Origin of the sequence: Methylomonas rhizoryzae, assembly GCF_008632455.1 — a bacterium.
GTDB lineage: Bacteria > Pseudomonadota > Gammaproteobacteria > Methylococcales > Methylomonadaceae > Methylomonas > Methylomonas rhizoryzae.
Genome location: NZ_CP043929.1, coordinates 4,071,727 through 4,091,785, shown reverse-complemented (window position 1 = coordinate 4,091,785; position 20,059 = coordinate 4,071,727). Strand labels below are relative to the sequence as shown.

Genomic DNA, 20,059 nt, shown 5'->3' with positions numbered 1-20,059 from the left:
AAGTGGACACTATCTTCACGCCTTTCGGTCTGCTTATACAGATGTGGTTAAAAGATCGCTTACTTTGTGATCGTTGCGGCGAGTTAATTTATCGCAGATCAATTCATGTAGAAAATTTGAACTTGTATGATACAGGCTCTAAGCAAGCATATATAAATTCGCTTGTTAAGCTAGAAAATGTTAGTGAGGAAGTTGCAACTTCTTGGGCAGAGCATGGCCTTTTTGAGCTTTGTACATTAAAAACAAGAAACTGTCTTGTGTGTAACATGAAGCTTGAAACTTGGCAGGCAAAAATGTGCTTAAAGTGTGGCGCAGACTTTGAGCCTTGGGGTAAATTCAATGTTAAGACATAACCAGTTGCTCCAGCCGACCCAAAAAACGCTACACGCTTTTCGCTCGGCCGATCTTCAACGTTAGGAAAAGGTGATCGAATGTTTCTACGGAATTTAAATCTTTTCCTACCGTATTTTAGTCTGCTAAGTACTGTGCTGGGTACTATGCTTTCCGGCTTTATTTACATCTTCTTTATGAAATTTTTCCCCGAAACCGCTAATCCATATTTGGTGCCATTTACATCGTATTTACTTATTGCAATTGCGCTCATTATTGTTTGGCACAGCATAGGCCTATCTCCAAGCACAATTATTCCTGAGCGTGAAAAACGTTTTAAGCAGGGGCATCTTTTAGTGGCTATAGCAAATGTCATAAGTATCAGCACCACAGCGCTTGTGTTACTTATTGTCTTCAAATATGCAGCCTTCGGAAATTTGCCTTTCCTCTTAATGCCATTTGCGCTTTTTGTAATCGTGGCGTGGATTGTTGGTTTAATTATGATCTGGAGTTCCCGCGCCAATGCCTAACCAACGGGTAAACTTGACCGGCAAAAGCTACCCTTGTCGTTAGGCCGCATGACGACCCTCGTTCTCCTCCCCGGCATGGATGGCACCGGGATCTTGTTCGAATTCCTGCTGCCTCACCTTCCTCCCGGAATCGTCCCAAAGGTTGTCTCATACCCCGCGCGTGAGTCGCTGTCTTACGACGAACTCACCAACTTCGTGCTCGGGCAGTTGCCGGACCCGCCCTTCGCGATTCTTGGTGAGTCCTTCTCAGGACCGGTAGCGGTAGCTGTTGCTGCTAGGAGCGCACCTCTCGCGGTAGTTCTGGTTTGCTCGTTCATTGGCAATCCAAGGCCGATGCTCACGCCGCTCAAGGCACTGCTCGGCTGGCTGCCATCGCCAGCAATGCTCGTCGGCCCCTTGAGCCTGGCACTCATGGGATGGAACCAAACCCCAAACCTACGCGCGGCACTGTCGTGCTCGCTCGAGACGGTCGAGCCGGTGGTGCTTCGGCACCGCGCCGCCGCAGCACTTTCGGCCAACGCTCGCCCCAGCCTTGCACTGCTGCGCTGTCCCATCCTCTACCTACAGGCGACTCACGATCGAGTTGTCCCTTCTTCGTGCGCCCGAGAGGTGCTGCGCGTCCAACCGGCCACCACGGTAGCCAAGCTGGAGGGGCCACACTTCCTGCTCCAAACAAGGCCAGCCGCAGCGGCACAGGCAATCGAACAGTTCCTCCGCCGGTCCGAGAATGTTGATAGGGATAGTTTATCAACCTATTCGGATGTCCTTTTTTATTAGACCACTACAGTTAATAAACCGGTTACGCTTATCCGCGCTTATGGAGTGTTAAGCCCAGATTGACGGCGATATGAGCCAATTCCGCGCTGGTGTCGACCTGCAGCTTTTTCTTGATTTGCGTCGCGTAGTTGGCTACGGTTTTTTGGCCCAGGCATAGTTGGTCGGCGATGCGTTGTACCGTCATGCCTTGTGCCAATAAGCCGAATACGTCGAATTCACGGGGCGAAAACGCCGCAATCGCACTCTGGTGATCGCTGGGTTCGTGCAGGTCTTCAACGGATTTCAATAAGCCGGTTTCGATGTAACGCTCGCCGCCGGCGATGCGCTGCAAGGCTTCAACCAAGATTTCGGGGGCGCTGTTTTTGGTGATGTAGCCTTTGGCGCCGGCATTAAGTGCACGATTGACGTATACCTGTTCGTGATGGACGCTGAATACCAGGATCAGCGCCGAGCCGTCCCGCTGGACAATGCGGCGTATCGTTTCCAAGCCGCCTATGCCGGGCATGGACAAGTCCATGACGATGACTTCGGGTTTTAATTCTTCCACCATTCGGATGGCTTGCTCGCCACGAGAAGCTTCGCCGATCACTTCTATCGTTTCGCTGGCCGACAGCAACATTTTGAAACCCGCCCGCACTACGGCGTGGTCGTCCACCAAAATGATTTTCGTTTTTGTACTCATGTCAAAGGTATGGAAGCGGTAATGGTCATGCCTTGGCCCGGTCTGGAGTTTACGTTGAACTCGCCGTCCAGCGAGCGTATGCGTTCCGCCATGCCGCGTAAGCCGAAGCCATGTTTTAAAGTATCCGGATTGCAGCCTTGTCCGTCGTCCGCGACTTTCAGTTCCAGCCTATTGCCGTTGTCGGCAAAGTATAAATCGATCTTTAAGCGGTTGGCTTTTGCGTGGCGGAGCGCATTGGTTAAACACTCTTGTATCACTCTGAATAATTGGCGAATCAGGTTTTTGTCCAGTGTGTCGACGGCCTCGTCGCAATCGATTTCCAGTCGAAGATTGGGGTTGCGTTCGGACCAATGGTTTAAAAGATCCTCTAATGTAGCCTTCAAGCCCAGTTCGGTCAGCATTAAAGGATGAAGTTGCTGCATCATAGAGCGTACGACGCTCATCAAGTGATCGCAAATCTGCCCGATCGATGCCGTGATTTTTTCGGTATCGGCGTTTCGGTGCGCAGCGGCAACCGCCATGACTTTAATAGCCGTCAGCGATTGACCTAATTCGTCGTGCAACTCTTGCGATAAGTGCTGACGCTCCTCTTCCTGTATCGCTAGTGAATGTTGGGTAAGCGCTCGGTTTTCCTGGCGAGTTTTATCCAATTCTCCCGTCATGTGGTTGATCGCATTAGCGATAGCGTCGAACTCTTGCGTGGAAAACGGCGGGAGTTTATAGCGATATTGGCCGGTTTCTATGGTCTGTAGACCCGAAACGATGATATCTATAGACTTCAACGACTTATTGAACACTAGGTTGACGGCTAGGAAGGTTAGCAGGGTTAAAGCCGAGATAGAGGTAAAAAACGCCACGCTTTCTTGCCAGACTTCGGTGATTTCGTCTAGCGGTTGCGCCTCGATGATCAAACTGACGGTTTCCCCGTCTTCGGTTTTTAGCCGGTGTTGAACTTTAGGGTATTCCTCTTTCACCCAATGTATAAACCAAGCCGGCGGTAAATCCCGGCTGTGGCTGGGTAACGGTTCGCCTGTGAAATGCACCAGTTGGCCGTCCGGCTTGTGCAATTGAATGCTTAAGTGCCGGGTTTGCCTTAAAGCGCTGAGACGGGATAAATCGGTGATTTGCTGTAAGGACGACGTATCGGTAATGCCTAGCGTGATGAGTTGCAAGGCTAAGCGAATCGAGGCATCGACTTCTTTTTCCACGGAAAGTCTGGCTTGCCAAACGACAATTGCGCCGCCAAGTACCAGGATGCACAGCGACGAGCATAAAATGCGGAAAAGGATTTGGTACCGAAGGCTCATGCGTTAAAAACCGTTAAACCGAGTATTATTTGGGAAGTACGGTTTATCGGCGATAGGAAAAATTCTTTTTTATATGTGAGCCAACGATTCAAGCCTTGGATGGCTGGTATAGCCGGTTTATGGCGCCGAATAAAACGCCGCTCGTGCGCGCGGCGTTTCCCATGAGGTCCCCCATTCTGCGAAGGTAGGAGGGCGAATATCTTTTATCCTATGTAGCGTAAGGTTTAGATTTGTTCGGAGCGTTGCTTTAGGTAAGCGGCGAATTCGGTTTTTATTTCGGGATGTAACAGGCCGTATTCTACGTTTGCCAGCAAAAAACCGAACTTCGAGCCGCAATCGTAACGCTTGCCCTCGAATTCGTAAGACAACACGGCTTCATCGTGCATTAAGGCAGCGATGGCGTCGGTGAGCTGAATTTCCCCGCCGGCACCGCGTCCGGTAGTTTCGATTTTTTGAAAAATGGCCGGGGTTAGAATGTAACGGCCAACTACGGCGATGTTGGAGGGTGCGACCTCCGGTTTGGGTTTTTCCACGATGGATTTTAGCCGACCAACGCGGGGCGCCATTGCGTTGTGCTCGACGATGCCGTATTTGTGGGTTTCTTTCGGGTCCACTCTTTCCACGCCTAAAATGCTGCTTTGTTCTTTGGCGAACAATTCCGTCATTTGCTTCATACATCCGCGCGCGCCGTCTTCGATCAGATCGTCGGGCAATATGACGGCAAAAGGCTCGTTGCCGACTACCGGTTTGGCGCACAACACGGCATGACCAAGTCCGAGCGCTTCGGCTTGGCGTATGAATACGCAGGAAACATGGGGTGGCAGCAGGTTTTGCAGCATTTTTAGCAATTCGGTTTTACCGTTTTTCTCCAACTCCTTTTCCAGTTCGTAAGATTTATCGAAATGGTCGGGAATCGAGTTTTTGTTGCGGCCGGTGATAAAAACCATGGTGTCTATGCCGGCCGCGATAGCTTCTTCAACGGCATACTGAATCAGCGGTTTATCGACTACCGGTAGCATTTCCTTGGCCACGGCTTTAGTGGCGGGAAGTGACCGTGTGCCGAGGCCGGCAACCGGAAATACAGCTTTAGTGACTTTTTGACTCATAGTGACTTTAGGTTGATGGTTGGTTTTGACGAATCCATGTTGGCAGCCTAGCATTTATTAATTCTTAAGCGTCGGCGGTTAGTTCGGGTTGTCGAGTTGGCGAAAATCGTGTCGGTTATGGGTTGTCGCCAGACGGCGTAGCTTGGAATCTAACGTGCCTAAACGCAATTAGCTGCGGTGGTCTGATTATTTTAGGTGATAATGCCGGTAATTTTTCACTCTTTCTGGAGAGATAGTGCGATGTTAAGACTGTTGGCGGCGCTATGGCTGGCGTCGATACCGGGTGCGGCCGCTATTGCAGACGATTTGATGCAGATCTATCAGCTGGCCAGGGAAAACGACCCCGATGCGAAGATAGGCGTTATCGATCAAGCCGCCGCTGCCGAAGTACGTTCGCAAAGCATCGCACAGATGTTGCCCAATATCAGTTTTACCGCGGACAGTTCGCGCAATCGTTTGGAAAGCCAGAGCTTTTTAGGGCAAACATTACAGCACTTTTGGAACAGTTCGCTAGGTATATCGCTCAAGCAACCGGTTTTTCACTGGGAGCATTGGATAGGGCTGGATCAGGCGGACAACAAGATTGCGCAAGCGGAAGCGCAAAATCAGGCCAAACAACAGGATTTGATGGCGCGCACGGCCGAAGCCTATTTCAATGTGCTGGCTGCTCAAGACTATTTGACCTTTAGTCTGGCGGAGAAGAAGGCGATCGAAAAACAGCTCGAGCAAGCCAAACAGCGTTTCGACGTCGGCGTGATTGCCATTACCGATGTCTATGAGGCTCAAGCAGGATACGATAGAGCCACGGCTTCGGTGATAGAGGCGGAGAATACTATCGATAATCGAAAGGAAGCCTTGCGCCAGATTATCGGCGAGCATCCCGCCGGTTTAAGTGCATTGGGACAAAGCGTACCGCTGGGCGAACCGGCTCCGCAGGATATATCGGCCTGGGCGCATAGTGCCGAAAGCAATAATTTTTCTATCGTCGCGCAGATTAACCAGGCCGAATACATACGTAAAAGCATTGAGTTACAACAAGCCGGGCATTTGCCGACCGTCGATCTCGTCGCCCAATATCAAGAGCAAGACAATCGCAACCTGTACGGGTTACGCGGGAATACTGAAAGTTTCGGTTTGCAGCTCAATTTGCCGTTATTTCAAGGCGGCGGGGTTGCGTCCAAAGTCAGACAGGCGGAATACGCTTATCAAGCGGCGCGCGAAGAATTGATCAAAGTCAAGCGTAGCGTGAATCGTCAAGTGAAGGACGCTTATCGGGGGGTTTTGACCAGCATTAATACGGTTAAAGCTTTGGATACGACGGTAAAGTCTGCGGAATTGGCCGTCGAAGCCGCGGAGGCCGGGTTTGAAGTCGGTACCCGGACCATGGTGGACGTATTGACGGTGCAGCGTAATCTCTATAAGGCCAAAAGCGATTATGCGACCAGTCGATACAATTATCTGATCAATGGCGTCAAGCTCAAGCAGGCCGCAGGCAGTTTAAGCGAAGCGGATTTGCAAGACATCAATCGGTATTTAAACAAAGTAAGCGATTAGTGGTTTAGGCGATTTCCTGTATTGTCCGGACAAACTCAGGGTTTTAAATTGGGAATGGCCGGACTCTTGGGTCGACTAATTATTGAGCGGATTGATATGTTAAAATCGCGTCAGCACGGTTTCAGGGCGACCATTTCGTTTGATCGCTCTACCGTATTGTTTGGACGTCGCTAGTCTGCGCAATGTCCGCTCAATGTGTTTGTCGTTAACTCAAATTGAAAACTCTCATGAATAAACCAAAGAAAGTGGCAATTCTTACCGCAGGCGGTTTAGCGCCTTGCTTGAACTCGGCTATCGGTAGTTTGATCGAGCGCTATACCGAGATTGATCCGAGTATCGAAATTATTTGCTACCGGGGCGGTTACAAGGGCTTGCTGTTGGGAGATTCTTATCCGGTCACCGAGGCGGTACGTAAAAAAGCCGGCGTGTTGCAAGCTTTTGGTGGGTCCGTGATCGGCAACAGCCGGGTCAAGCTGACTAACGTTAAAGACTGCGTGAAGCGCGGTTTGGTCCAAGAAGGCCAGGATCCGCAAAAAGTGGCGGCCGACCAATTGGTTAAAGACGGCGTCGATATTTTGCATACCATAGGCGGCGACGATACCAATACCGCGGCGGCCGATCTGGCGGCATTTTTGGCTTCCAACGACTACGGCTTGACGGTAATCGGTTTGCCGAAAACGGTCGATAACGACGTATTTCCGATCAAACAATCCTTAGGTGCATGGACCGCGGCCGAGCAAGGTGCGCGTTATTTCTTAAACGTGGCGGCCGAAAATAATTCAAACCCGCGCATGCTGATTGTGCACGAAGTCATGGGTCGTAACTGCGGATGGTTAACGGCGGCCACCGCGCAAGAGTACCGTAAATTGCTCGATAAAGCCGAGTGGCTGCCGGAGTTAGGGTTGTCGCGCGAATCCTACGAGGTGCACGCGGTCTTCATTCCGGAAATGGATGTCGATTTGGCGGCGGAAGCGGCGCGGCTGCGAGCGGTGATGGACAAGGTCGATTGCGTTAATATTTTCGTGTCCGAGGGCGCGGGAGTCGAGGCCATCGTTGCGGAAATGCAAGCAAAAGGCCAAGAAGTGCCGCGCGATGCGTTCGGGCATATTAAGCTGGATGCGGTTAATCCGGGTAAATGGTTCGGCGAGCAATTCGCACAAATGATAGGCGCCGAAAAAACCTTGATACAAAAATCCGGTTATTTCTCGCGCGCCGCGGCGGCTAACGTCGATGACATGCGTTTAATCAAGTCTTGCGCGGATTTGGCTGTCGAGTGTGCGTTTCGCCGCGAATCCGGCGTTATCGGCCATGACGAGGATAACAATAATGTGTTGCGGGCTATCGAGTTTCCGCGCATCAAAGGCGGCAAACCTTTCGATATCGATGCCGAATGGTTTGGTCAAATGTTGGCACAAATCGGTCAGGCTAAGGGTAACAAAGTCGACGTCAGTCACTAAGAGGTTGCCAACGCGCGCCAGCCGGTAACGCCGGCTGGATTCGCAATACGCAAGCGATAAGCACAAAAAAGCCGCTGTACAGCGGCTTTTTTGCGGGCGGGCAAGATATTAACGTTTCGAGTATTGCGGACGTTTTCTAGCTTTGTGTAAGCCCACTTTTTTACGCTCTACCACGCGGGCATCGCGGGTGACGTAGCCGGCTTTTCTCAGCGGAGAGCGGGATGCTTCGTCGAATTCGATCAGCGCCCGGGCTAAGCCGTGGCGGATGGCGCCGGCTTGACCTGATGGGCCACCGCCGCAAACGATAATGTTGACGTCGAAATCGCCGCTTTTGCCCAGCAATTCCAATGGCTGTCTTGCGATCATTTCGTCGGTTTTGCGACCGAAATATTCTGCGACCGGCCGGCTGTTAATGATGAATTTTCCTGAGCCGACGGTGGCGTAGACGCGGGCAATCGAGCTTTTGCGACGACCGGTTCCGTAGTATTGAGCTGCCATAAACTAATTACCTGTTTAAAAATCGAGTGCCTTGGGTTGTTGAGCTTGGTGGTTATGCTCAGGACCCGCGTAAATTTTAAGTTTTTTGAACATAGCCCGGCCTAAAGGATTTTTAGGCAGCATGCCTTGTACGGCGGTGCTGATAATGCGGTCGGGAAAAGTTTGTCTCAGTTTACCCAAAGACGCGGATTTCATGTTGCCGATGTAGCCGGTATGACGATAGTAGATTTTGTCTTTTTCTTTGTTGCCGGTAACGCCCACTTTCTCGGCATTGACGACAATGATGTAATCACCGGTGTCTACGTGCGGGGTAAATTCCGGTTTATGTTTGCCGCGAAGACGTCGTGCAATTTCAGTAGCAAGGCGACCAAGCGTCTTTCCTTCTGCATCAATTACGTACCAATCGCGCTTAACTTCTGCGGGCTTTGCACTAAATGTTTTCATCTTTGCTTCTCAAATGTTCGAGGCTATATAAAGACCGGCGATTATACTGTTTTGTGCGGCGGGCTTCAAGCGCTATCTAGGTTTGCCGATGCCGGAGCAGTTGAGCGCGTTTTGGCTGTTGGCGTTATGGTCGGCTTGCGGCGCGGTTTCCGTGCTTTTGCGGTGTTTGACCACAAAATACAAATTGCGGGCATAGATTAACAAGCCACCGGCCTGCCCGAAAATAAACACCGGATCCTGTTTGTGGATTGAGTAGATCAGTAAAGTCGAGCCGCCCAATAGGCTGAAATACCAGAACATGACCGGAATTACGCTTTTCTTTTGCCGTTCGCTGGCCAGCCATTGCACCAGAAAGCGTGCGGAAAATAGCGCTTGGCCGACGAAGCCGACAATCAGCCACAGGGTATTGCTATCCATGCTTCACCTCGCTGACGATAGGCAGGCTATGGCGATTGCGTAACCAAAGCACGCCGAGCATGTCGACGATGCCTGCCAATAAGCGGTCCATGGTGCCGTATTTGGATTGGCCGTGGCTTCTGGATCTATGGCCGACTTTTACCGAAATCACTTGTCCGCCGGCCGTTTGTATCATGGCGGGCAGGAACCGGTGAATGTGGTCGAAATAGGGTAGCGATAAAAATTTGTCGCGCCGAAACAATTTTAGGCCGCAGCCGGTATCGGGGGTGTCGTCGTGTAATATCGCCTGACGGATGCCGTTGGCGAATTTGGATGAAAAACGCCGCCAGCCGGTATCGCGGCGCCGATGTCTGTGGCCGGCCAACATCCAAAGCCGGTCCGATGGTTGTTGCCGGTAAGCAAGTATCAAATTCGCTATGTCGGCAGGGTCGTTTTGCCCGTCGCCGTCCAGGGTAGCTATCCATTCGTACTTGGCGGCGACGATGCCGCTGTGGATTGCGCGGCTTTGCCCGCAGCTGCGTTGGTGCGTAAGGATGCGCAGTAGCGGGCAATGGTTTTGGATTTGCAATAGTGTTTGCAAGGTGTCGTCGGTACTGCCGTCGTCGACGAAAATGATTTCGCAGCTTTCCAGACTGCTAAGTGCTTGTTGGATTTCATCTATCAGCGGAGCAACGTTCTCCGATTCGTTATGCACCGGAACTACGACCGATATTTTCATATTTGAGGCAAGTCGAGAAATTAGAATTGAGTGGGTTATTTTAATCGAAGAGTGTTGCTTTTATTACGGCTTGTGCGGTTTGGGTTTGAGGCGGTCGTCCGCGTTTTGAAACGCCAGCCAATACTCGCGGTGCGCTTGCAGAAAACCGGCGCGCTCGGGCTTTTCCCGATTAACCGACAACAGGTAACCGTTGGGATGTTGCCTGTACCAGTCTTTGGCTTGTTGCGGTTGAATAACGGCTATTGGTTGAGTCAGTCGACCTAGAAAATGTAGCTGGCCTTGGTAGTCGCCGATAAAGGCGTTGGGTATCTGTTGCTCGTCCAATTGCTTTAAAAAATTGGCGGCGGGGCGTAAATCGTATTGCGAGCCGGCGTCTCGAAAAAAGTAAAAGAACCCTATGCATATGCTGACTGTCATCGCGGCGGCGATTGCCGCTATCGGCAAGCGGCCGCGGACTAAGGCGTAAAGCGTTAGCGTTAGGGCGATGGCGGCGACGCTCAAGCCCCAGGTCGGTTCGATTGATTGCGCCCAACGCAGATCTGCCAAACCGGGTAAACTTGGGATCAGTGCTAGCAGCCCGCCTATCGCTAACAACAATAAGCCGGGTAACGACTCCAGTGCGCGCTTGCCGATTGTTTGCGGCAGGCTTGAATAGCGGGCGCAAATTAATGCGAAGGCCGGCAATGCCGGAATCAAGTAGTGCAATTGTTTGCTCGGCAGCAGCGAAAACAATAAAAAAGCGCTTAACAACCACAGCCAGCAAAACCGCAAGGCCGGGTCGGATTTGATTAACTGCCATTGACCGCCGCGCCAAAGTGGCCGCCAACTAATCCAGGGAAAAGTCAGCAACGGCAAAAACAGCAAATATAAAAAAAACGGTCGGGCGTGGATTCTAGTGCCGGCAGCCCTGTCCGCGGTTTGATGCCATAAAATTGCACCGGCATAATTTTCGCCGCCGGCTGCGGCTGCGGGTATTGCCCAACACAAAGCCAAACCCATGCCGGCCGATAGGGCGATCACTAAATGAATGAACCAGCGCTCAGGTACTGTTTGCAACCAAAAGCGAACCGTCAGCGCGCACGGCAATAAATACAGCAGTACCACCGGGCCTTTAGCCAATAAGCCCAGTCCGGTCGCTAAGGCAAAACAACTCCAGCCGAGTAAGCGGGCGGCGGTTTGGGACGCCGCGATTAAACCCAGCATGCCGACAAGCACGCAGTCGGTGAGCAAGGTATCGAACATGGTTGCCGTGGCAAACAAGGTCCACGGCAAAGTGCCGAGTAAAAACCAAGGGCTAGTCCATGCAACTTTGGGTGAGTTTGGCCAAAGTTTGGCGGCAAGCGTGCGAATCAGTATCAAATTCAATAGCGAGCAGAGCGGTCCGACCAGGCGCGGCGACCAGTCGTTGATGCCGAAAACCGACCAGCCGGCATGGATCAGCCAGAACAACAGCGGCGGTTTATGGCTGTAAGGCTGGCCGTTCAAATAGGGGACCAAAAAGTCGGCCCGTTGCCACATTTCCCAGGCGACGCTGAGATAACGGGTCTCGTCCAGAGGAATGATGGGGCGAAATAATAAGGTCGCGGTTAACAAGGCCCATAGCGGAAAAATCCCCCAACGGTAAAGCGAAGCGGCGGATGCCGGTTTAAGGGCAAAACTGGACAGGGGATTGCTCATCATTAGTGGGTAGCAGGAAGTCGGCTAAAGCCATGCCAAGATTGTGCCATTTTGCTGTGAAGCGGTTAGTGGTTGATGCCGGCTGTATCCGTTCGGCCGACACCCGCTTTCCGGCTGTTAGCGTATGCTGCAAACTGTGCGGGGAGTGGTTGAAATGGCCTGGTCCGGTTCAAATTCACCAAAGGCATTAGGCGTTTTCAAGTTGCCAAGTCAGTTGTTCGCCGGCCCTTAACGGCGTAATCGAAGCCTCGCCTTCGCCGTAGCGGTCGGGTACCGTCCAGGTTTGCTTTTGCAAGGTGATGCGATCGGTATTGCGCGGCAAGCGGTAGAAATCGGCGCCGTAAAAACTGGCAAAACCTTCCAGCTTGTCCAATGCCCGGGCTTGTTCGAACGCTTCGGCGTACAACTCCAGCGCGGCGTGGGCGCTATAACAGCCGGCACAGCCGCAGGCGTTCTCTTTAAGATGGGTTGGATGCGGTGCGCTATCGGTACCCAAAAAGAATTTGGGATTGCCGCTGGTGGCGGCCGCGAGCAGGGTTTGACGGTGCTGCTCGCGTTTCAGGACAGGCAGGCAATAGTAATGCGGACGAATGCCGCCGGCCAGCAAGGCGTTGCGGTTGTATAGCAAATGCTGTGGCGTGATGGTGGCGGCAACGTTGGGGCCGGCTGCGGACACGAATTGCACCGCGTCTGCCGTTGTCAAATGTTCGACCACGAGGCGTAACTCGGGAAATTGCCGGACGATTTCGCTCAAATGGTTATCTACAAACAGCTTCTCGCGATCGAAAATATCGTATTGCTCGCCGGTGACTTCGCCGTGTATCAATAACGGCAGCTGGTAGCGCTGCATCGTCTCGAACAAGGGATAAACGGCGCGGATGTCGCCAACCCCGGCGGCGGAATTGGTGGTCGCACCGGCGGGGTACAGTTTGATGGCGTAAACGTGTTCGGACTCGGCGGCTTGTTGGATTTGCGTCGGCGGCGTGTCGGCAGTCAAATACAAGGTCATCAGCGGTTGGAAGTTAGATTCCGCTGGCAGGGCGGACAAAATTTCCTCGCGATATTGTAAGGCCTGAGCTACGGTAGTGACCGGCGGCTTCAGGTTCGGCATGACGATGGCGCGGGCGAATTGCCGGGCGCTATGGGCGATGACGCTTTTGAGCAGGGAGCCGCTGCGGACGTGTAAATGCCAATCGTCGGGGCGGGTGAGAGTCAAACGGGTAAGCGATGCGTCCATTTTTACGCCAATAGTGTCAACTTCGATTAAAATGGTCGGCATTCTATCACCAAGGGCCTTGAAAACGATCAAGGCAAGCCTTATTCAGAATTCGTTTTTTCGATTTTATTTTTGGGGAGTAGCCATGCCTATCTACGAGTATCAATGTAACGCCTGCGGCCACGAGCACGAAGCCTTACAAAAACTAGGTGCCGAACCGTTGCTGATTTGCCCGGCCTGCAACCAAGCGGAATTGAAAAAGAAAATATCCGCCGCCGGATTCCGTTTGAAAGGCGGCGGCTGGTACGAGACCGATTTCAAAAGCGGTAGCAAAAGGAATGTCGCCGGCGAAAACTCCGGCGGCAGCTCTAACAACTCGCCTGCCGGCGGCGGTTGCGGCGGCAGTTGCGCCTGCCACTAGCCAAATCAGTTGCGCCGGTATTCGTCATCGGCGCCTATCTTCGACCGGGCCTGCCTTGTTGCAGTGCGGCCCGGCCCAACTATTGCCAATTAGTGATTTTTTCCGAGACTCGATATGCGTAGCCACAAGTGTGGAGAACTGAATACCCAACATTTAGGACAAACCGTCGCGTTGTGCGGCTGGGTACACCGTCGTCGCGACCACGGCGGCGTGATTTTCATCGACTTGCGCGATAGAGCCGGTCTGGTTCAAGTGGTGTTCGATCCCGATGCCCAGGCGAGTTTCGCGATAGCGGAACACGTGCGTAGCGAATATGTATTGCGCATCGAAGGCATTGTCCGCGACCGGCCGGAAGGCACGCATAATCCCAACATGGCTACCGGCCAAATCGAGGTATTGGGCAAGCATATCGAAGTGTTGAACGAATCCGAGACGCCGCCTTTCCCGTTAGAAAGCGAAATCGAGGTCAACGAGGAAACCCGCCTGCGTTTCCGCTATATCGACTTGCGCCGCACGGCCATGCTGGAAAAAATGAAAGTGCGCCGCGACGTGACCCGCCATTTGCGCCAGTATCTGGATGCCAACGAGTTTTTCGAAATCGAGACGCCTTACCTGACCAAGGCCACGCCGGAAGGTGCGCGCGATTACATCGTGCCCAGCCGTACCCACCAAAACTCGTTTTTTGCGTTGCCGCAATCGCCGCAGTTGTACAAGCAGTTGTTGATGGTGGCCGGCATGGAGCGCTATTACCAAGTCGTGCGTTGTTTCCGCGACGAAGATTTGCGCGCCGACCGCCAGCCGGAGTTCACCCAGCTGGATATCGAGACCTCGTTCATGAACGAAGCCGAAATTATGGCGGTGATGGAAGAAATGATCCGCCGCTTGTTCAAAGACATCATCGATGTCGATTTGGGCGAGTCGTTCCCGGTGATGACTTATGCCGAAGCGATGCACCGTTACGGTTCCGACCGTCCGGACTTGCGGATTCCGCTGGAACTGGTCGACATCGCCGACGAAATGCGCGAAGTGGATTTTAAAGTGTTTTCCGGCCCGGCCAACGATCCGCACGGCCGGGTAGTGGCTATGAAATTGCCGCAAGGCGGCGACTTGAGCCGTAGCGAAATCGATATCTTGACCAAATTCGTCGGCATCTACGGTGCCAAAGGTCTGGCCTACATCAAGGTTAACGACTTGGCTGCCGGTGTGGAAGGCTTGCAATCGCCTATCGTCAAATTCGCGCCGGCCGACGTTTGGGCCAAGGTCATGGAGAAAGTAGGGGCCGAGAACGGCGACCTGATTTTCTTCGGCGCCGACAAGGCCGACATCGTCAACGAAGCCATGGGTGCGTTGCGAGTCAAACTGGGTTTGGAGCGCAGCCTGCTGACCGGCCCTTGGAAGCCGCTGTGGGTCGTGGATTTTCCGATGTTTGCCTGGGACGAAAAAGCGCAACGTTACACGGCGATTCACCACCCGTTCACCGCGCCGAAATGTTCGGTCGACGAATTGAAAGCCGATCCCGGCAAGGCTCTGTCGCGTGCCTACGATTTGGTGCTGAACGGTACCGAAGTCGGCGGCGGCTCGATTCGGATCAACCGCACCGAGATGCAGCAAATCGTATTCGCGATTTTGGGCATAGGCCACGACGAGGCTCGCGAGAAATTCGGCTTTTTGCTGGATGCTCTGCGTTACGGTGCGCCGCCGCACGGCGGTATCGCCTTCGGTTTGGACCGCTTGGTGATGTTGATGACCGGCGCCGGCTCGATACGCGACGTGATTGCCTTCCCGAAAACCCAGACCGCGGCTTGCCCGCTGTTCAATGCACCGGCGCCGGTCAGCGAAGAACAGCTCAAAGAACTGGGAATACGCTTGCGCAAGCCGGCAGGCAGCGAAGAAAAATAAGGCCGCTAATCAGTCGCCCAGCCGCCGGTGCGGCTCGGGTGAAAATCCAGTTGTCTACCCGAGGAGCACCAACGATGAAAACGATATCGACAGTTTCCAGCATTTGCGTTGCCGGTTTGCTGGCCGGCTGCGCGCAGACGCCATCCGGCGCAGGACAAGTATTGGCGCAAGCCGCCGCGCAACAAGCGGTCGGGACTCTCACCGGTTCTTCGTCCCAGCTCGGCTTGGTGACCCTGTTGGTCGATAAACTGGGAGTAAACCCGCAACAAGCTTTAGGTGGGGCCGGGTCCATCTTCGCATTGGCGCAGCAGTACATGAATCCTAGCGATTTTACCCAGCTCAGCGGTAGTATCCCCGGCATGGATCAGTATTTGGGGGCGGTGCCGCAAAGCAGCGGTTCCAATGTATTGCTGGGTTCGGCCGCGACCTTGCTGGGCGGTCAGAACAGCGGACTGGGCAAGCTGGCGGCATTAGGCGGATCGTTTCAGTCCTTGGGTATGAATGCCAATATGGCGAGTCAATTCGTCCCGGTCGTGTTGCAGTACGTGCAAGGTCAAGGCGGCAGCGGGGCGATGAGTTTATTGCAAAGAGCGCTGTACTGAACCGGCGGCGCAAACGATTAGAGTTTGATGACAGATATGACGACTTCCGCTTTACCGATACACGATTACGCCCTGTTAGACGATGCCGAATGCGATATGCGCATAGAAGCGGCCAAGGCTAAGTTGGGCAAGCGTTGCATAATCCTGGGTCACCACTATCAACGCGACGAAGTGTTCAAGCACGCCGACGCGTTTGGCGACTCGCTGAAGTTGTCGCGTGAGGCCGCGCAGTCCGAAGCCGAATATATCGTGTTCTGCGGCGTGCATTTTATGGCCGAAGTGGCCGATATTTTGTCGCGCCCGGAGCAGATCGCCATTTTGCCGGACATGGCGGCCGGTTGTTCGATGGCCGACATGGCCAATAAAATCAAAGTTCAGCAATGCTGGGACGAATTGGCCAAGATCATCGACGTTGAAAACTGCGTAACGCCGGTCACTTACATCAACTCGGCAGCCGATTTGAAAGCGTTTTGCGGCCAACACGGCGGTATCGTCTGCACCTCGTCCAATGCACAAAAAATCCTGAACTGGAGTTTCGCGCGACGGGAGAAAGTGCTGTTTTTCCCGGATCAGCATTTAGGCCGCAACACCGGTTTCCGAATGGGTATCCCGTTGGAACAGATGGTGACTTGGGATTTCAATAAAGCGCAGGGTGGCCTGACCGAACGACAAATTCGTGAGGCTAAAATAATCTTGTGGAAAGGCCATTGTTCGGTGCACCAAGCCTTTCAACCGGAGCAAATCGACGACTTCAAACAGCGGCATCCTGAGACCATCGTCATTTCCCACCCGGAAGCCTGTTTCGAGGTGTGCGAAAAATCCGATTACATCGGTTCCACCGAAATGATTTTAAAGATAGTCCGCGAAGCCGAAGCCAACACCCGTTGGCTGGTAGCGACCGAATTGAACTTGGTCAACCGGCTGGCGCAGGAATGTAAAGCGCAAGGCAAAAGCGTGCACTTTATGGCGCCTACCTTAAGCATGTGTTCCACGATGTTCCGCACCGATCCGCAGCATTTGTGCTGGGTGCTGGAAAATCTCGCCGCCGGCCATGTCGTCAATCAGGTAGCGGTGCCGGCCGCGCAAGCCGCGCTGGCCAAATCGGCGCTGGATAACATGCTGGCGGCTTCTTGAGACGATTTGCGCTTAGGCGGCCGTAGCCGACGGATGATCGGTCGAACGCCTTAGAGGATGTGGCGGCTTGCCGCAGCCTTTGTCCGGCGAACGGCTGCTTGCCTTTCCGAATCGAATTTCCCAACTTAATGAGCAGGGAGCCAAGGTAAGTATTACCGCTGAGCATGAAAGGCGGATTGGCAGGTGCGGGCACTTTGCCGCGGCCACAGTCTTGCCCATTGCGACGGAGCGCATCCCACCATGACTTTCACAGTAATCAAGCATGAGCCAAGAATATAACGCCGCCGCGATCGAGGTACTTAGCGGTCTGGACCCGGTGCGTAAGCGTCCCGGTATGTATACCGATACCACCCGCCCCAACCATTTGGTGCAGGAAGTGGTGGACAACAGCGTCGACGAAGCGCTGGCCGGTTTCGCCGACAACATAGAAGTCGTCTTGTTCAAAGATGGCTCGATCAAGGTAGTCGACAACGGCCGCGGCATGCCGGTCGATATTCATCCGGAACAAGGCATTCCGGGGGTCGAAGTGATCCTGACCCAACTCCACGCCGGCGGCAAGTTTTCCAACAAAAATTACCAATTTTCCGGCGGATTGCACGGCGTCGGGGTGTCGGTGGTCAATGCCTTGTCCGAAAAGTTGCTGGTGGAAATCAGGCGCGGCGGCGGCGTTTTTCAAATGGAATTCGCCGGCGGCGATAAGATCGGCGAATTGCAGCAAACCGGCACGGTCGGCAAAAACAACACCGGCACCAGCGTGCATTTCTGGCCGGACGGCAAATACTTCGATTCCAATCGGGTATCGGTCAGCAAGCTCAAGCAGGTGTTGCGGGCCAAGGCGGTGTTATGCCCCGGTTTGAAAATCGTCTTGGTCTCGGAGCTAAGCGACGAACGCATCGAATGGTGCTATCAAAACGGTCTGCAAGAGTATTTGCTGGATCGGATCGGCGATGCGGAAATTTTTCCGCAGCCGCCGTTCATGGCTAATATGGCCGCCAGCAACGAGGCGGTGGAATGGGGCATCGTCTGGACTCCCGAAGGGTTGGCGGAGGCGGTGGCCGAAAGTTATGTCAATCTGGTGCCGACCGCGCAGGGCGGTACCCACGTCAACGGCTTGCGAGCCGGTTTGACCGAGGCGATGCGCGAATTCTGCGATTTTCGCAACCTGCTGCCGCGCGGCGTTAAAATCGCCCCGGAAGACGTTTGGGAAAACTGCCATTTCGTGTTGTCGGTCAAATTGGAAGATCCGCAGTTTTCCGGGCAAACCAAGGAACGCCTGAGTTCACGCGAATGCGTGGCCTTTGTGTCCGGCGTCGCCAAGGACACCTTTAGCCTGTGGTTGAACCAGCATCCGCAAGAAGGGGAGAAAATCGCCGAAATCATCCTCGTCAGTGCGCAAAAACGCTTGCGCTCGGCCAAGAAAATCGTGCGTAAAAAAGTGACCGCCGGACCGGCTTTGCCCGGTAAATTGGCCGATTGTGCCGCACAGGACATTACCCGCACCGAGTTGTTTCTGGTCGAAGGCGATTCGGCCGGCGGTTCCGCCAAGCAGGCTCGCGACCGCGAATACCAAGCCATCATGCCGTTGCGCGGCAAGATTTTGAACACTTGGGAAGTCGATTCCAACGAAGTCATGGCATCGCAAGAAGTGCACGACATCGCGGTGGCGCTGGGCATAGAGCCGGACAGTGCCGATTTGCAGAATCTGCGTTACGGCAAAATTTGCATACTGGCCGATGCCGACTCGGACGGTAACCACATCGCCACCCTGATTTGCGCCTTGTTTTACAAACATTTCAAACCCTTGGTCAAGGCCGGCCACGTGTTCGTGGCAATGCCACCGTTATATCGCATCGACGTGGGTAAAAAGGTGTTTTACGCTTTGGACGAAGCCGAGCGGCAAGGGGTGTTGGCGCGGATAGAGGCGGAAAAACTGTCCGGCAAAATCAATATTCAACGCTTCAAAGGTTTGGGCGAGATGAATCCGTCGCAGCTCAGAGAAACCACGATGAACCCGGATACCCGCCGGCTGGTGCAGTTGACCGTGGACGACGACGGCGAAACCTTCCAGCGTATGGATTTGCTGTTGGCGAAAAAGCGCGCCGCCGACCGCAAGAGCTGGTTGGAGGAAAAAGGCAATTTGGCTGACGTGTAGTGTTGCAGCCGGTTGATGAGATTAGCATGCGGCTGAAGGCGACGTAATGGCGGGCTGGCGGCGGCAAAGCTTATGGGCGGCATGCGTGCTGCTGCTATGCTTGGCGACCGTAGTGTTTTTCAACCACTTTCCGCGCTATCTGGCCGGGCCGCAGTTGTTGCGGAACCCGGGTTTCGCGGATGCGCTGACCGGCTGGCAAGTAACGGGTGCCGGCACGGCCGAGGCGGTAGCGGGCAGCTTGCGCTTGGGTTTGGCGGAGGCCAAAGGCGGCGTCGAAGTCAGCCAAACCATCAAGGCGCCGCCGCTAGGCAATTTGTTGCAGCTGAGTTGCCACGTCAAAAGTCAGGCTATTCAGCCCGGCACCCGCGGATGGGAGCTGGGCTGGCTGGTGCTGCTTTCCGTTGACCGGCAAGGCAAGCCGATTTACGCCTACCCGCATTTATTAACCGCATTGACCGGCAGCCGCGCTTGGACGGCGGCGACACAGGTATTTGCCGTGGCTGCCGGCGTGACTGAGTTGAAGGTGGCCGCGCAACTGATGCACAGCCCCGGCGAGCTTTGGGTCAAGGATTGCCGATTAAGCAGGCTGGAACTGTCTCAACATTTCCACGCCTGGCGTTACGCCTTGTTGACGTTGTGGATAAGCTTGGGGGCGGGTCTGTTGCTAGCTTGGCTGCGTAGCGGTTTGTTGAAAGCGCAAGACCCGGTGAAATGCTTGTTGACTATGGGCATTCTAGCGGGAGTATTGATGCCGGGGAGCGTGAAACACCAAGTCGGCGGCTGGCTTGTCCGTTATGGTCTGCAGTCTGTCGCCTCGGCTGATGTGTTTTTCCAAAGCAGCGATTTTCCCTATTTCGAAACCGCGTTACATTGGCCGGATTGGGACATGTTCAAACTAGGCCACTTCGGCCTGTTTGCCTGCTTGGCATTCGTGCTTGGCGTGAAAGGAAGCGGGCGGCGGGTTTTACCGGCCTTGGCGCTGTTTGCCGGCGCTAGCGAAGTCTTGCAGTTGTTCATTCAGGGCCGTACCCCGAGATTGAGCGACATCGCTATCGACTGCGGCGGGGTGCTATTAGGTGTACTGGCGGCGGCTTGCGCGAAAGCACTGGCCAGCCGGGCGCCGTTTCGCCGATGATAT

General features: G+C 53.8%; 20 protein-coding genes. 11 read left to right on the top strand and 9 right to left on the bottom strand.

Features of this window, described 5'->3' with window-relative positions; genetic code table 11:
- Nucleotides 1–41: 41 nt before the first annotated feature.
- The 3 genes from F1E05_RS18085 to F1E05_RS18075 all read left to right on the top strand — a co-directional run bounded on the left by F1E05_RS18085 (nt 42) and on the right by F1E05_RS18075 (nt 1,637).
- Nucleotides 42–353, top strand: coding sequence for a hypothetical protein (locus tag F1E05_RS18085; RefSeq protein ID WP_150050960.1), 312 nt, complete (start codon nt 42–44; stop codon nt 351–353).
- A gap of 78 nt (nt 354–431) precedes the next feature.
- On the top strand, nt 432–860 hold the full coding sequence (locus tag F1E05_RS18080; protein ID WP_150050958.1) for a hypothetical protein: 429 nt from the start codon (nt 432–434) through the stop codon (nt 858–860).
- A 48-nt stretch (nt 861–908) separates the two neighbouring features.
- Nucleotides 909–1,637, top strand: coding sequence for an alpha/beta fold hydrolase (locus F1E05_RS18075; RefSeq protein WP_150050956.1), 729 nt, complete (start codon nt 909–911; stop codon nt 1,635–1,637).
- Between the two features lie 28 nt (nt 1,638–1,665).
- Here F1E05_RS18075 and F1E05_RS18070 read toward each other — a convergent pair whose 3' ends face one another.
- From F1E05_RS18070 to galU, 3 genes are all read right to left on the bottom strand, one after another.
- Nucleotides 1,666–2,319 (bottom strand): response regulator transcription factor, encoded by a 654-nt coding sequence (locus F1E05_RS18070; protein ID WP_150050954.1) that lies wholly within the window; start codon nt 2,317–2,319, stop codon nt 1,666–1,668.
- Nucleotides 2,316–3,626: an ATP-binding protein gene (locus tag F1E05_RS18065; RefSeq protein ID WP_150050951.1), complete on the bottom strand. Its 1,311-nt coding sequence runs from the start codon at nt 3,624–3,626 to the stop codon at nt 2,316–2,318. Before F1E05_RS18065 ends, F1E05_RS18070 begins: the two co-directional genes overlap by 4 nt.
- 224 nt (nt 3,627–3,850) lie before the next feature.
- Nucleotides 3,851–4,732 (bottom strand): UTP--glucose-1-phosphate uridylyltransferase GalU, encoded by an 882-nt coding sequence (gene galU, locus F1E05_RS18060; protein ID WP_150052081.1) that lies wholly within the window; start codon nt 4,730–4,732, stop codon nt 3,851–3,853.
- A 240-nt stretch (nt 4,733–4,972) separates the two neighbouring features.
- Here galU and F1E05_RS18055 point away from each other — a divergent pair, with 240 nt between their 5' ends.
- Together F1E05_RS18055 and F1E05_RS18050 are read left to right on the top strand one after the other, a co-directional pair.
- Entirely contained in the window at nt 4,973–6,286 is a 1,314-nt protein-coding gene (locus F1E05_RS18055; protein WP_150050949.1) for a TolC family outer membrane protein, read from the top strand.
- A gap of 227 nt (nt 6,287–6,513) precedes the next feature.
- On the top strand, nt 6,514–7,743 hold the full coding sequence (locus tag F1E05_RS18050; protein ID WP_150050947.1) for a pyrophosphate--fructose-6-phosphate 1-phosphotransferase: 1,230 nt from the start codon (nt 6,514–6,516) through the stop codon (nt 7,741–7,743).
- A gap of 108 nt (nt 7,744–7,851) precedes the next feature.
- On the opposite strand, the gene rpsI is transcribed toward F1E05_RS18050, so the two are convergent.
- From rpsI to pyrC, 6 genes are all read right to left on the bottom strand, one after another.
- The gene (rpsI, locus tag F1E05_RS18045; protein WP_150050945.1) at nt 7,852–8,241 is read right to left on the bottom strand and encodes a 30S ribosomal protein S9; all 390 of its coding nucleotides are present in this window, start codon (nt 8,239–8,241) and stop codon (nt 7,852–7,854) included.
- Nucleotides 8,242–8,256: 15 nt separating this feature from the next.
- Nucleotides 8,257–8,685, bottom strand: a complete 429-nt coding sequence (gene rplM / locus F1E05_RS18040) for a 50S ribosomal protein L13 (protein ID WP_150050943.1) — start codon at nt 8,683–8,685, stop codon at nt 8,257–8,259.
- 72 nt (nt 8,686–8,757) lie between these two features.
- Nucleotides 8,758–9,102, bottom strand: a complete 345-nt coding sequence (locus tag F1E05_RS18035) for a lipid-A-disaccharide synthase N-terminal domain-containing protein (protein WP_232056700.1) — start codon at nt 9,100–9,102, stop codon at nt 8,758–8,760.
- Nucleotides 9,095–9,820 carry a glycosyltransferase family 2 protein gene (locus F1E05_RS18030; RefSeq protein WP_150050941.1) on the bottom strand — a complete coding sequence of 242 codons (726 nt, stop codon included), beginning with the start codon at nt 9,818–9,820 and terminating at the stop codon, nt 9,095–9,097. Before F1E05_RS18030 ends, F1E05_RS18035 begins: the two co-directional genes overlap by 8 nt.
- Nucleotides 9,821–9,883: 63 nt before the next feature.
- The gene (locus tag F1E05_RS18025; RefSeq protein WP_232056699.1) at nt 9,884–11,500 is read right to left on the bottom strand and encodes an ArnT family glycosyltransferase; all 1,617 of its coding nucleotides are present in this window, start codon (nt 11,498–11,500) and stop codon (nt 9,884–9,886) included.
- Between the two features lie 184 nt (nt 11,501–11,684).
- On the bottom strand, nt 11,685–12,734 hold the full coding sequence (pyrC, locus tag F1E05_RS18020; RefSeq protein WP_408631340.1) for a dihydroorotase: 1,050 nt from the start codon (nt 12,732–12,734) through the stop codon (nt 11,685–11,687).
- Between the two features lie 124 nt (nt 12,735–12,858).
- On the opposite strand from pyrC, the gene F1E05_RS18015 reads away from it, so the two are divergent.
- The 6 genes from F1E05_RS18015 to F1E05_RS17990 all read left to right on the top strand — a co-directional run bounded on the left by F1E05_RS18015 (nt 12,859) and on the right by F1E05_RS17990 (nt 20,056).
- Nucleotides 12,859–13,134: an FmdB family zinc ribbon protein gene (locus F1E05_RS18015; protein ID WP_150050937.1), complete on the top strand. Its 276-nt coding sequence runs from the start codon at nt 12,859–12,861 to the stop codon at nt 13,132–13,134.
- Between the two features lie 114 nt (nt 13,135–13,248).
- Nucleotides 13,249–15,033, top strand: a complete 1,785-nt coding sequence (gene aspS, locus F1E05_RS18010; RefSeq protein ID WP_150050935.1) for an aspartate--tRNA ligase — start codon at nt 13,249–13,251, stop codon at nt 15,031–15,033.
- A 74-nt stretch (nt 15,034–15,107) separates the two neighbouring features.
- Nucleotides 15,108–15,635, top strand: coding sequence for a DUF2780 domain-containing protein (locus tag F1E05_RS18005; RefSeq protein ID WP_150050933.1), 528 nt, complete (start codon nt 15,108–15,110; stop codon nt 15,633–15,635).
- A gap of 36 nt (nt 15,636–15,671) precedes the next feature.
- Complete coding sequence (gene nadA / locus F1E05_RS18000) at nt 15,672–16,769, top strand: quinolinate synthase NadA (RefSeq protein ID WP_150050931.1); 1,098 nt, start codon at nt 15,672–15,674, stop codon at nt 16,767–16,769.
- A gap of 262 nt (nt 16,770–17,031) precedes the next feature.
- Nucleotides 17,032–18,921: a DNA topoisomerase IV subunit B gene (parE, locus tag F1E05_RS17995; RefSeq protein WP_150050929.1), complete on the top strand. Its 1,890-nt coding sequence runs from the start codon at nt 17,032–17,034 to the stop codon at nt 18,919–18,921.
- Between the two features lie 46 nt (nt 18,922–18,967).
- Nucleotides 18,968–20,056, top strand: a complete 1,089-nt coding sequence (locus F1E05_RS17990; RefSeq protein WP_150050927.1) for a VanZ family protein — start codon at nt 18,968–18,970, stop codon at nt 20,054–20,056.
- Nucleotides 20,057–20,059: the final 3 nt, after the last annotated feature.